Raw genomic sequence first — 13,505 nt, 5'->3', positions numbered from 1 at the left:
TAATACTTTTACTTATAATTTTACCTTAATCTCTAAGTTGAATGGGGTCGAAGGGTGCTGGTGTACACAAGTCATCGAATTACCCCCCTTAATCCCCCCTTATAAAGGGGGGAAACCGGAAAATCTGGTTCCCTCCCCTTTATAAGGGGAGGGTTAGGGTGGGGTAAATTTACGCCTAAATGCAAGTGAGTAGACTGTTTCAGACTTGTGTATACACGCCTTACTAAGGAGAGGGACAGGTTTTGCGTAGCATAACCTTTCTTAAGGTATCTCAGGGGTTACACGATAAATCTTAAATGGCCTCATCAATAATTTGTATATACACGGGGGTTAAGGAGGATCTAAAAGTGCCTAAATTCACAGCGAAACACTTTTTAAACAACCTCTTAATTTGACACGCTACCCTAAACCCAAAAAATTTGAAATCAACGGCAATATATTACTGCACTGTTCAACCAACTTTGTGGCACTGGGTAAACTAGAAATTGTCCCTTTTAAAATCTTTATAGCCGTTTTCGCCGCTTTTTGCATCGCCCCTTCTTGGGGACTTTTCCCCGCTTCTGCTAAAGCTTTCACTTGTTCTAATGCCTCAGCTTTATCTTCTTGCGGTAAGTTTTTATCAGCCTCAATCGCTGCTTGCAATTGCGTCAACAATTCCTTAATTCCCGGTTTCTCAGGTTCGGGAGACGCTGGTAACTGGTTGATGGTATTTTTAACCGTACCGCTAATATCACCTAAATTAATTGTTCCCGTTGCATTAAAATCTCTGCCGACATTAATATTGCGGCTGGCATCATTACTGTTAGTCATAGATATATTCCCTGCATTATCTCCAAATTGGAAGTTTTGAACATTACCACTTTGAGCCGCTAAAAATCTAACAATATTTGTCATTTCTGCACTTTTGCGGATTATCTCATCATATCGAGCTTGTGATAGTGCTTTATATTTTTCTACTTCTTGCAGCGCCAGTTGATACATTTGCTTCAAATCACTATGAATCTTTTCTTTATCAGCATCAATAGGCACTTTGATTCTAATAACAAATACGCCATATTTGTTCTCAATACTCTGGATAGCTAATTTTGTTTCTTCATTTTCGACTTGCACTTGTTGGAAAGCATTAACAAAAGCTTTCCAGTCGATGCCGTCGCGGAAAATTAAATCAACGGTATTTAAAACCTCTTCAAACAGCTTAGTAAATTCTCCTGGTTGAAATTCGCCACTACTGGGACGGCGTTCGCGGTCATCGGTTCCTAGCCTGGGATATTCTAAAAGATAGATAAAGCGACAATCTACGTTATATAACTTGGTTGTACTGTCAATATTCCATGCTTCTATAAAAGCACCAGTCATGTGAGCACTGGTAAAATTAGTATATATAGCTTGAGTAATAGTTAGGTTTGCCCATTCTAAACAAGCTCCCTCAAAGGTGACTGCAATAATATCAGCACCTTTAAGATTAGCCTTATTCAGGTCTGCATCTTTCAGATTTGCACCTCTCAGATTAGCACCAGCATAAGATTTTCCCCTACCATTGCAGGTAACAAGCAAGTTGAGAACAGCGCGGTTAGCTAGTATAGTGTCGTCTACTCTGGCAAAGTCTAGTTTTTTGGCTTCATAAAAACGAGTAAGTGTTAGGTTTGCTTTTCTAAAGTCTGTGTTTTCGAGAATTGCACCAGTAAAATCAGCATTAATCAAGTTAGCACCATAAAAACTTGTGCCACCTGTAGCAGCAAAGGTATTAACAACTGAATCAAACCAAGCGTCTTGGTCATCTCTACCTTGAATCCTCCACCCAATAAAGATATTAAATAATATGAAGGCAAAGCCCAAGAGTAGAGCAAAACCCAAGGCTAAACCTCTGGGTGATGTTCTAATCACAGGAAAGGCTTTAGGAAAGGCAACAAATAAAGTAAGAAATACGGGTGGAATAAGGATAAGAGTGACGGCTATAACTCCTAAACCTGCTATTAAATTTTTGCGAAGAGTGACAATACAAAAAACTGCTACAACAATAATGCAGACTGAACCAATGAAGAGGCTTCCAGTGTATCTAGTGTCAAAAATAGATGCTGCTGATAAACCAACACTGATTGAATAAATCGCTCCTTCTGCTAGTAGCACTAATGCGACTATGAGCAACATAATTACCCAATGAAGCTGTAGTCCAGCTTTAGCACCTGTAAAGTCAGCATTTTTGAGAATTGCGTTGGTAAAATTTGCCCCTCTAATATCCGCCTTGCTAAAGTTGGCTCCAGTCAAGTTTTGACCTTTAAAAGAGCGACCTCGGAGATTTTGATCTGCGTAGTCTGGCGGCATAATTGCGTCAGCAAGAGGTTTTTAATGAGATTTTATACAACTTTACTCTGTAATATTCAGTATTTAGGCAAAATCAAGAAAATATAAAAATTTTGGATGCAAGACGTGGTGTTAGTGCATAACTGTGCGACCTTACCTTTAAATGCTTGAGGTTTCATAAGCAATACTTAAGTTTTTATCACATTATTTAAGCTATAATTATCAATATTGCAACTGTAGCGGTCTACCTCGTGACGGGAGCGGTTCCCTAACTTATAGGAGCGGTCTACCTCGTGACGGGAGCGGTTCCCGAACTTATGGGAGCGGTCTACCTCGTGACGGGAGCGGTATCTCTCATGATTTCCAGGCAAAACAAAGTATGCGCCATCAAGTTGTGCTTGCCAACTTAGTGTTTTGTCTGAATTTAGCCGAATCACTCTCTGGTTCTAAATACAAAGCAAACAACTCACTCAAAACTTTTTCCCCAGCAATTTCTCCACGGCTGGTAAATCGTTCTACCTGTACAATATTACATCACGATGTGTAGGGGCACGGCACTGCCGTGCCCTTACGGGTGTACCTCACGTAAACGAGAACTGGTATATGAACAATCAACTATATGAACAAGATTTTAATCTGTGGCGAGAAAGCATTATTGAGCAGATTAAACAACATCCTTTACCAAATTGGCGTGAGATTATTGTATGTTTATTACTACAATTACTATTGATGCTAGATAATGGGAAGGCTTTGACATTTTCTTCCCAATCTAGCCCAGATAAACAGAACTAACACTTATGCGAACTCATTATTGCGGCGAACTCCGAAGAGAACATATTGGAGAAACAGTTACCTTTTACGGATGGGTAGACCGTCGCCGCGATCACGGTGGTGTGATATTTTTAGATTTACGCGATCGCTCTGGAATTGTCCAAATCGTCAGCGATCCGCAACGCACCCCAGACTCATACGAACAGGCGAACGCCCTACGAAATGAATATGTTGTCGAAATCACTGGTAGGGTAACGCACCGTCCCGAAGAATCCCTGAATCCCCGCATCCCAACAGGCGAGGTAGAAATCTACGCCGATAAAATTCAACTCCTCAATGCTGTCCGTAAACAGTTACCTTTCCAAGTTTCCGTAGCTGACACCGAGACAGTGCGGGAAGACTTGCGGCTGAAATATCGTTATTTGGATTTGCGACGCGAACGGATGGCACAAAACTTGCAACTGCGTCATCAAATTGTCAAAGCGATGCGTCGTTATCTGGAAGATTTGGAAGGTTTTATCGAAGTTGAAACCCCAATACTTACTCGTTCTACCCCAGAAGGGGCGCGGGATTATGTTCTACCTAGTCGCGTCAATCCTGGTGAGTGGTATGCTTTGCCGCAATCACCCCAGCTATTTAAACAATTGCTGATGGTATCCGGTTTGGACAGATATTATCAGATTGCCCGTTGCTTTCGTGATGAAGATTTACGCGCTGACAGACAACCGGAATTTACCCAGTTGGATATGGAAATGAGCTTCATGTCCCAAGAAGAAATTATCGAACTAAACGAGAAGTTAGTTTGTCATATCTTCAAAACAGTTAAAGGAATTGAGTTACAGCGCCCTTTTCCCCGTCTCACTTATGTCCAAGGGATGGAACGCTACGGTAGTGATAAACCAGATACCCGCTATGATTTGGAATTAGTTGACGTCTCAGATATTGTCAAAGACTCTAGCTTCAAAGTCTTTCGAGACACCGTTAACAATGGTGGGATCGTCAAAATCCTCCCCATTCCCAACGGTAACGATGTAATTTCTAATGTCCGCATTAAACCAGGCGGTGACTTATTTAAAGAAGCCAGCGAAGCTGGTGCGAAAGGTTTAGCTTACATCCGCGTCAGGGATGATGGCGAAATTGACACCATTGGCGCGATTAAAGACAACCTCAGCGACGAACAAAAACGAGAAATTTTACGCCGCACAGATGCAAAAGCTGGACATTTGCTGTTGTTTGGGGCTGGTGATGCTGCTACAGTTAATAAGACATTAGATAGATTACGGCAAGCGATCGCAAGAGAATTTGAGTTAATTGATCCAGAAAAAATCAACTTGCTGTGGATTACAGATTTCCCGATGTTCGAGTGGAATGCTGACGAAAAGCGTCTAGAAGCACTACACCACCCATTTACAGCACCGCATCCTGATGATTTGAGCGACTTAAAAACTGCACGCGCCCAAGCTTACGACTTGGTACTCAACGGTGTGGAAGTTGGCGGCGGAAGTCTGCGGATTTATCAGCGAGAAATTCAACAGCAGGTGTTTGAAGCAATCGGTTTATCTCCTGAAGAAGCACAAAGTAAATTTGGCTTTCTCTTAGAAGCATTTGAATATGGTACACCGCCGCATGGTGGCATCGCCTACGGTTTAGATCGTTTGGTGATGTTGTTAGCTAGAGAAGAATCCATTCGAGATGTAATTGCTTTTCCGAAGACACAACAAGCGCGTTGTTTATTAACAGATGCACCTTCGAGTGTAGATGCTAAACAGTTGAAAGAATTGCATGTTGCTTCGACTTATAAATCAAAGTCTTAGTGAACTAGGGAATTGTCTAAATAGGGTGGGCAATGCCCACCAATTAAATGAATTGAAAGGGCAAAGATAATGAATAATATACCTCTTTGCCCACAGTCATAACTTGTTTCAAAATTTGTAGATGACAACAAACAAACTCAAAGCCTTAGAGCTTTTTGCTGGGATCGGTGGCTTTCGCCTGGGTATGGCAAATGCAAATATTCAAACAGTATGGGCGAATGATATCAACGAACTTTGCTGTAAAGTTTATGAAAGTAATTTTGGCAAAGACTCTATTGTTTTAGGCGATATCAACGAAATCTCCATCTTAGATATTCCCAATCATGATATTTTAACTGCTGGCTTCCCTTGTCAACCTTTTAGTCCTGCTGGTAAAAAACTTGGCGTGAGAGATATAGTTAGGGGAACATTATTTGAGCGCATTATAGAAATATTAGACCAGAAGCAGCCAAAATATTTTTTTTGGAAAATGTCAAAAGACTTTTGACAATGGAAAACGGCTATCATTTTAGATTAATTTTAAATGCACTTTCTGAATTAGATTATTTTATCGAATGGCGAATAATTAGTCCCTTGAGCTTTGGTATCCCTCAAAATCGAGATAGAGTTTTTATCTTTGGCACAAAATTCAACTCAACAGATATAACACCTAATACTTTAGAAAAGCTATCAGTTTTTTTAACTAAGGAAAATAATATTTTACTGCCAAACCTTGATGCTCCATTGGTAAAATACATGTTGCCAATTATGACGATGAAAAGGAAAAACGATAATTGGGGAATTGCCTATAAAAATCAGATCTTAACTCAAAATATTTCATCTTTGCCTAATATCAAGCCGAAAAAGAGGCTACAGGATATTCTTCAGGATGAGTCAATGGTGGATACCCAGTTTAATTTTACTGCCGATACGCTGGAGCGGATTAAGCAAAGTAAGCCTGTAAATCGTTATTGTAATGGAGTTGAAATTTTGTATAACCAAGACGGAGGCGCGAGACTTGGCTATACCATATTCGGAACTAATGGCATTGCATCAACATTGACTGCCTCAACATCAAGGCATTATGAACGCTACCAAGTAGGTGATAAATTTCGACGTTTAACTAATATTGAATATGCCAGACTGATGGGTTTTCCTGATGATTGGTGTCAAGTTGCCAGAATTTACGATCAATACGCATTATTTGGGAATGCTATTGTACCAGCTTGTGTAGAGTGGGTGTGCAAAAGAATTGGTCAAACAAACTTTGAATTGAGTAAATCTGGTTGGCAACAATTAACTTTGGCTATTTAAAAAATGGAAGTGCTAACCTTATCTTCCTTGAAAACTGCTGCACGAGATTTTTGTGTTGTACTTAGTGCAACACCGATTCCTAATTTGTACGGGATTACAGATGGCAAAGCAGTAGGAACATATGTTGAGTTTACTTTTAATCAATATTTGTCTACAAAGTATGAATACATCCTTGGTAGTGCTGCTTTAGGGATTGATTTTCCTGGATTAGAAGTTGATTTAAAAGTGACATCAATTCGTCAGCCACAATCTTCTTGCCCCTTTCGGAATGCCAGCCAAAAGGTGTATGGATTGGGCTATCATCTACTGATATTGGCATATGAAAAGATTGATGAGCATAGCTCTCGCACTGCTAATTTAAAATTTCAGAATATTGTTTTTGTATCAAGAGAAAGAACTGGAGATTATCAAACAACCTACGGTTTAAGAGAAATCCTACGCCGTAATGGCAACAAAGAAGATGTAATAGCATTTTTAGAGGAACGCAACTTTCCATTAGATGAAATTGGGCGTGAGATACTTGCAGAAAGAATTTTGCAGCAACCGCCAGAAATTGGCTACCTGACAATTTATAATGCACTACAGTGGCGGTTGCAATACAGTAGGATTATCCAGGTAGCAATTACGACGACAACAGTAGGTGTAGAAAATCTACTGCTAGGGTGAAGAGAATTGATGCTGCTGCCACAATAGAATTAAGCTGCTACTCTCAGAATTCCTTATGAGTGAATCTATCATCTTGACAGACGTTGGCTTATTACCAGAAGATTTGTTACCAGATGTTAGTCATCTGGTGACAGAGGACGATGAACCCTTGGATAATTTGCCATCTGAAAAACAACAACGCCTACTGACAGAAACCCTTTACAGTTCTTGGAACGGCGCAAGTAATGCCCAAGGGTTTCTCGTAGCCGCCAATGTGGGGTTATTTACCACTGGTAAGCAACCGCCGATTGTGCCAGATGTATTTTTGAGCCTGGATGTACAGGTAGCTGAAAACTGGTGGGAAAAAAGACATCGCTCTTATTTCTTTTGGGAGTTTGGCAAACCGCCAGAGGTAGTGATTGAAATTGTTTCAAATCGAGAAGGCAATGAAACAGGACGAAAATTATTAGAGTACGCCAGGATGCGGATAATGTATTACATTATCTTTGACCCAACTCGGCAACTTGGTGGTGAAGTTCTACAGATGTACGAGTTGCGTGGGCGACAATATATAGCTACAAGCGAGCAATGGCTGACTGAAGTTGAGCTAGGTTTATGTTTGTGGGAAGGCGTATATGAAGGTAAGCGAGATGTTTGGTTGCGGTGGTGTGACGCTGAAGGTAATGTGATTCCTACTGGTGCAGAACGAGCCGAACAAGAACGCTTACGAGCCGAACTTGAGCGAGAAGCCAAAGAAACTGCCTTGCAACGGGTTGAACGCTTGGCAGCACAGTTACGAGCTTTGGGTGTTGAGCCAGAAGTATGAGGATGGAGAGTGGTGTAGTCCAACTAATTGAAAAACGCTGTAAGAGCGCAATTACCAGAGAAACCCCCCTAAAAACAAAAAAAACCCGCCGTAGCGGGTTACACAACAAACTAAGAACATTGAAAACTTGATTTAGCTGGAATACCTCATCTCAGCTTCCAGTTGACGAATCAGTTGTTCGTCGCCTTTTGCTCTGGCTACTTGCAAGCGATGCTCTAGGCTTCTTTGAATATTCTCTCTGTGAGCTTCTTGTGCTTTCCTGGCCCTTTGTAGTCTACTTTGATTCATAGTAATTACCCTCTTTAGCTTTTTATTTTATGTCTTGTATTCTTAACATAACACATATTTTGTAGCTGTTGTTACAGAAAATTCTGTTTTAATATAGATTTTAGCAAAAAGATGTCTAAAAACCAAATATATCAACAACCACTCGTAACTTTACTGAGCGATTTCGGCGATCGCGATGTTTACGTAGGCATAATCAAGGGAGTCATCGCCCAACTCAACCCCAGACTGACGGTGATAGACTTAACGCACCAAATTCCGCCGCAAGACATAGCCGCAGCCAGGTTTTGCTTGATGAATGCTTATCCCTATTTCCCAGTTGGGACAGTGCATCTGGCAGTAGTAGATCCGGGTGTGGGAAGCAAGCGACGAGCGATCGCAGTAGAATTTGCTCAAGGGTTTCTAGTAGGCCCAGATAATGGTATCTTCAGTGGGGTACTTAGTCAAAGTCCTGCGATCGCAGCCGTTGAACTCACAAATCTTAACTATTGGCGAACTCCTCAACCAAGCAAGACTTTTCACGGTAGAGATATCTTTGCACCAGTGGCAGCTAATCTTGCCAGTGGTGTTTCCCTCAAACAGCTAGGACAAGAAATTGAGCCAGCAAGTTTGGTAAAGCTAGATATAGGCGAGTGCAAGCAGACAACCACTGGCATAGTGGGTTGCATTCAATATATTGACAATTTTGGCAACTTAGTGAGTAACATTGCAGGGAGTTACGTACAAGGTAAAACTTGGTGTGTGCAAGCCGCCCTTTTGAGTATACCTGGCTGTGAAACTTACAGTGATGTCAACGTAGGAGAGATAATAGCTTTAGTTGGCAGTCATGGCTGGGTAGAAATTGCCATTAATAGCGGCAATGCTCATTCACAGTTACAGTTAGATTTGCAAGAAACGCTTCAAGTTGTGCTAACTTAAATACCGCACCTTGTGAGTGCCGCATCAAGAGAAACATTAAAGTTATATCCTCTTTCCAGAGTTGGTAGATGTCCTTACGAAACATTCACCCTTGATTTTGATTTGTAACGCTAATTCAGCAGTTAATACTCAAGAAAAAAAAGCTAATTAACCCAAGTTGCGGGTTATCAGGCAGAGGAATGCTTTTCACCCCAAGGTTCGTGTGATTAATGCTAAGTTAATTTAAAATCACATCCACCCCCCAACTTCCGCGTCAGTTAAAGGTTTCTCTAACTTGGTATATTCTGCCTGAGCAGCCCGCAACACATGTTTCAATTGAATGACTTGTGCAGGCATAGCAGCAGCTGCTTCCTGTAGCGCTTGCTGTAAATATTCTTGGTTTTTCTCCTCTGGTTGATTTTGCTCCCTTGCCGTGTGATTTTCCAAAATACCACACACCAACGCTAGGGCTGCTGATAGATAGCGGTAGTTTGCCTCATTCCAATTATGATTAATTGTCGTAGCATTCATAGAATTGTCACCTGTGGCGAATCATATTCTCCAGACTGATTCTTGTGCAGTGGACTTTGTGCCCCATCTACCTGCGCCCGGACAATATAAGTTCCTGGTTTAACATTTTTGACAGGAATAGTGATTGCATCAGTATCTTCGGTACGTGATGCAACCAAAAAAGAGTAAGCTATCGGACTATCACCTGACACTTCATTGAGTAGCAAAACTACCCGCTGTGCCTTACCAACTTTGGGCTGGAATTTAACGGTAATTTCTGCTATGCGTAAATTGTCGCCGCTATTTTCCACTTGAGTGACGAATGCTGTAATTGTTGGATGCAGGACAAAAGCCGCAACGTTTGATTCAACTAGATGATCCGTTTGCCCTGCATTGCCCATTGTTAGATGTACAACTTGGACACTCTGCACACTTGCGTATAAATTTGGCGGGACTAATAGGCTAATCTGTGTTTCTTTGACTTCCTGAGGTACTATTAATGTCTCCGTATTACCCAAACGAACTTGTGTGATCTTACCGCGTAACCGCTTACCACGAATTACTAATGTTGTGCCTGCAACAATTATTTGATCAGTCTTTGCCGGAGCCATAACTTGCTCTATATTCGGTTGAGACAAGGGCATCATGTAAAAACTTTCAGAGTTCTTGTCATTGCTACTGTCAATCAATACCATTGACGCCAGATAGGTAGCTGAAGGTCGATAGTGCGTTTGGAAAGCAGACCATAACTTAGAAGTTTCTTCCATGTTAAAAAACTCTGGAGTCAGTTTTATCTGCCCAATTTCTTCAGCTAAATCAGATACAGATACACCTGCCATAGCTTGCGAAAAAGCACTTGAGGTATTGGTTGTAGATGCATTTATCAGAGTATTCTTAATAATATCAGATGTAATAACTGATGTTTTGTGTAATAAATGCATTGCATAGCCTAGTAAAAGCTCCGTCTGAAAATCCTTGGCTCCGTAAGCTGTTATTAAGTAATGAAGGTCAAGAGCTAGTGGTGGAGTCAAAGAGCGCGGTTTTCCATTAATCTGTGAGTGCTTGCTCCGAAATTCCTGAGATACCCAATCGACATTGCGATTCTGCGTCACTTGATAGAGAAAAAGGTTGAGTTGAGCACGTGCGTCAGCTTCAACTGAAATTCGATCAGGCGGTAGAGCAGTTACAATTACATCACCAACACTAGCAGTGATCGGATCACTGACTAAACCATTTTCCAGCAAGACTTTTAGTACTGCTGTCACGGCGGCTATAGAGAGCACATTACTCATTCTCATTCCTCATGGCAATAGCACGTATCAATCATGTATGTCAGAGCAAATTGACAAAATATATTTTGCAAAACTTCAAATATTCTGTAACGGAGACTATCTGCACGCCATACAAAAGCACATTAATAACTACTAGTCTGTCAAGCTTGACTTGCTAGGTTCGTAGTTTGCGTTTTAGTGATAAACTGCAAACTACGAACAATCCCACCTCTCAATTACTTCTTGATCCACTACTACTTCTCAGCAGATAAGCAGATAAAAAGAACCTTAATTCGATGACTAGAGTCTGCTATAGCTCAAAATGATTAAAAAAGAGTCACGCTGACGACCCTCGTCGAATTTGCGTTAAGTTAAGATCAGGAACAAATTTCAACTGTCATCAGTCTTAATTTTAAACATTTTATCAAATTGCTAGCATTACTTTTATATTTATCTAAGTATAATTAAAAATATTGGTAGTATAAAATAAGAATATTTATTTAGTTTACGAAGCAAGCACTTATATTTGTAATACTAGTACTATCTCTGACTAAAGCTAACACTTTAAAGTAACTAGGATGGGTTGCCCAGATGAAATCCCCACCTTCTTCAAATTCTTGGATTGGTCGTTTCGTAGGTGATAATCAGCGATATCGTTTAGACCGACGGTTAGGCGGGGGTGGCATGGGAGAAGTCTTCCTGGCAACAGACACCCGTGTAGGTCAGCAGGTAGCGTTGAAGTTGCTCAAAGATACGCTGGTGGCATCACAAGAAATGAGAAAGCGCTTTGAGCGTGAGGTGGCAGTTTGTGCTGCTTTGCAAAGTGACCATATTGTTAAGATTAGTGACTGTGGAGTCACCCCGGAAGGTTTTCCATTTTACGTAATGGAATATTTGCGGGGGCAAACGCTCGGACAACTACTGCTGCGTGAAAAGCGGCTATCTGTTGAGCGGACGGTGAAGATTATGACGCAAGTTTGCAAGGGTCTACAGCTTGCCCATCAAGGAGTTACTCTCCGACGGGATGGCGGAAAAACCACTGAACATATTCAGGTAATTCATCGTGACCTGAAACCAGACAATATATTTTTAGTGCCTACAGATTTGGGAGAGTGGGTAAAGGTTTTGGATTTTGGTGTTGCCAAAATTCGGAGTGAATCTTTAGAAAATTCCAACATTACAAATATAACTAGTACATTTATCGGGACATTTCGTTACGCACCTCCTGAACAAATCCAAAGTGATAAAAACCTGGACGCTAAAGGCGATATTTACAGCTTAGGGATTATCCTTTATGAAATGCTGAGTGCAGCCGACCCATTTGGAATCAGCATTAAAGGTAGTCATATCAGTGAAGCTTCTTGGGTATTAGCTCATGCTTATGAGCCACCGAAACCACTGCGATCGCAACCAGGGTGTGAGAATTTACCCGTACAAATAGAAGCAGTGGTGATGAAATGCCTCCAGAAGAACCCAGCTAACCGATTTGCAACAGTAGAAGAACTGAATCAGGCTTTGCAAGCTGCTGCCAAATTTGTCACAGGAACTACTGTACCGGAACAGATTACTGGGCAATCGCAACCTCGCTACAATCAAGGTTCAAATCACGAAACTGTTCCGAGACAATCGAACGACGACACCATTATTCGTCCTCCATCTGCACACAATCAAGATTCAAATAACGAAACTGTTCCGAGACAATCGAACGACGACACCATTATTCGTCCTCCATCTGAGTACAATCAAGGTTCAAATCACGAGACTGTTCCGAGACAATCGAACGACGACACCATTATTCGTCCTCCATCTGCACACAATCAAGATTCAAATAACGAAACCGTTCCGAGACAGTTTAACCCGATTGAGCAAAACCAACCTGAGTCAAGCGTTCCTCCCCTTCAGGCTGGGTACAATCAAGGTTCAAATAACGAAACCATTCCGAGACAGTTTAACCCAGTTGAGCAAAATCAACAGAGTCCTGTGAATAATCCGAACGCTAGCAAACCGGATGTAACGTTGTATCAACCGCGACCTGCGTCTAATCAAGGTGGGCAACAAGTGCCACCAGATAAGACGTTGTTTCAACAACGACCCGCATCTAATCAAGGTGGGCAACAAGTGCCACCAGATAAGACGTTGTTTCAACCGCGACCTGCATCTAATCAAGGCGGGCAGCAAGTGCCGCCAGATAAGACGTTGTATCAACCGCGACCTGCATCTAATCAAGGCAGACCACAAATGCCGCCCGATGTGACGTTGTATCAACCACGACCTGCATCTAATCAAGGCAGACCACAAGTGCGAACGGATGACACTATTTACCAACCAAAGCTAAATGAGGAGTTAGCTAGGAGAATTACTCCCAATTTCTTGCGAATCCTGGGAGTGGTCTTAGCCATTGGGCTGACTTTAGGATTAGTAACCTATATATATACTCAATTTCAATCTCGTAAACAGCCAAGCAACCAGCAAGGTTTACCTAATAACGAACGGATTCAGAACTAATTAGCTAATTAGCAATGAACTACCCCGCTCATCTAAGAAGATGGGCGAGGTTTCTGACGCATCCTAAACGGCTAGTACAGCGCGGCGGAAATAAACAACCCATTTCAAATCAAAGAAACGTTTACACTGTATTTCTATTGACTTTTGACTTCCGCCTTGCGGTACTAGTTGCTTAAACCCACCGCATGGGTAGAAGCAGAGCTATCCGATTCTGCCTCAAGACTAGCGGCAGAGCCGCAATTGAAGAGCATTTCCAGCCAGAGGCTGGAAACGAGGTTTTAAAAGGGTTTGAGCTTAAGTTGACACCAATGAATCACGCTGGCTCCCCAACACACTGGCTCGTCTACACGAGGCAAAACCCACCTCTGTGAGTTTCAAGCCGTGAAT

At 41.6% G+C, this 13,505-nt stretch carries 11 protein-coding genes and 1 pseudogene; 8 read left to right on the top strand and 4 right to left on the bottom strand.

Annotated elements, in window-relative coordinates; translation table 11 throughout:
* Positions 1-399: 399 nt before the first annotated feature.
* Positions 400-2,322 carry a pentapeptide repeat-containing protein gene (locus tag V7K46_RS26100; protein WP_335118339.1) on the bottom strand — a complete coding sequence of 641 codons (1,923 nt, stop codon included), beginning with the start codon at positions 2,320-2,322 and terminating at the stop codon, positions 400-402.
* A gap of 358 nt (positions 2,323-2,680) precedes the next feature.
* On the opposite strand from V7K46_RS26100, the gene V7K46_RS26095 reads away from it, so the two are divergent.
* The 6 genes and pseudogenes from V7K46_RS26095 (at position 2,681) to V7K46_RS26065 (ending at position 7,650) form a co-directional block, all read left to right on the top strand.
* Positions 2,681-2,848 (top strand): hypothetical protein, encoded by a 168-nt coding sequence (locus V7K46_RS26095; protein ID WP_335118337.1) that lies wholly within the window; start codon positions 2,681-2,683, stop codon positions 2,846-2,848.
* Positions 2,849-2,904: 56 nt separating this feature from the next.
* The gene (locus V7K46_RS26090) at positions 2,905-3,093 is read left to right on the top strand and encodes a hypothetical protein (protein ID WP_335118335.1); all 189 of its coding nucleotides are present in this window, start codon (positions 2,905-2,907) and stop codon (positions 3,091-3,093) included.
* Positions 3,094-3,098: 5 nt separating this feature from the next.
* Positions 3,099-4,886, top strand: a complete 1,788-nt coding sequence (gene aspS, locus V7K46_RS26085) for an aspartate--tRNA ligase (RefSeq protein ID WP_335118333.1) — start codon at positions 3,099-3,101, stop codon at positions 4,884-4,886.
* A gap of 121 nt (positions 4,887-5,007) precedes the next feature.
* Positions 5,008-6,179: pseudogene (locus V7K46_RS26075) on the top strand (DNA cytosine methyltransferase).
* Between the two features lie 3 nt (positions 6,180-6,182).
* Positions 6,183-6,845, top strand: coding sequence for a restriction endonuclease (locus V7K46_RS26070; protein WP_335118327.1), 663 nt, complete (start codon positions 6,183-6,185; stop codon positions 6,843-6,845).
* 55 nt (positions 6,846-6,900) lie between these two features.
* Positions 6,901-7,650, top strand: a complete 750-nt coding sequence (locus V7K46_RS26065) for a Uma2 family endonuclease (protein WP_335118325.1) — start codon at positions 6,901-6,903, stop codon at positions 7,648-7,650.
* Positions 7,651-7,782: 132 nt separating this feature from the next.
* Here V7K46_RS26065 and pirA read toward each other — a convergent pair whose 3' ends face one another.
* Complete coding sequence (gene pirA / locus V7K46_RS26060; protein ID WP_335024329.1) at positions 7,783-7,938, bottom strand: arginine synthesis PII-interacting regulator PirA; 156 nt, start codon at positions 7,936-7,938, stop codon at positions 7,783-7,785.
* Between the two features lie 111 nt (positions 7,939-8,049).
* Between pirA and V7K46_RS26055 the strand changes: the two genes are divergently transcribed.
* Positions 8,050-8,853 carry an SAM hydrolase/SAM-dependent halogenase family protein gene (locus tag V7K46_RS26055; protein ID WP_335118323.1) on the top strand — a complete coding sequence of 268 codons (804 nt, stop codon included), beginning with the start codon at positions 8,050-8,052 and terminating at the stop codon, positions 8,851-8,853.
* A gap of 228 nt (positions 8,854-9,081) precedes the next feature.
* On the opposite strand, the gene V7K46_RS26050 is transcribed toward V7K46_RS26055, so the two are convergent.
* A complete protein-coding gene (locus V7K46_RS26050; RefSeq protein WP_335118322.1) occupies positions 9,082-9,363 on the bottom strand; it encodes a hypothetical protein in 282 nt (93 codons plus the stop codon).
* A complete protein-coding gene (locus tag V7K46_RS26045; protein ID WP_335118320.1) occupies positions 9,360-10,634 on the bottom strand; it encodes a DUF4255 domain-containing protein in 1,275 nt (424 codons plus the stop codon). The genes V7K46_RS26050 and V7K46_RS26045 overlap by 4 nt, the downstream gene beginning before the upstream one ends.
* A gap of 570 nt (positions 10,635-11,204) precedes the next feature.
* Here V7K46_RS26045 and V7K46_RS26040 point away from each other — a divergent pair.
* The gene (locus V7K46_RS26040; protein ID WP_335118318.1) at positions 11,205-13,118 is read left to right on the top strand and encodes a protein kinase domain-containing protein; all 1,914 of its coding nucleotides are present in this window, start codon (positions 11,205-11,207) and stop codon (positions 13,116-13,118) included.
* Positions 13,119-13,505: the final 387 nt, after the last annotated feature.

The sequence above is a fragment of the Nostoc sp. genome, from assembly GCF_036917395.1.
Classification (GTDB): Bacteria; Cyanobacteriota; Cyanobacteriia; order Cyanobacteriales; family Nostocaceae; genus Nostoc.
Note: the sequence above shows the minus strand (reverse complement) of the source record. Positions and strands in the feature narration are given on the sequence as shown.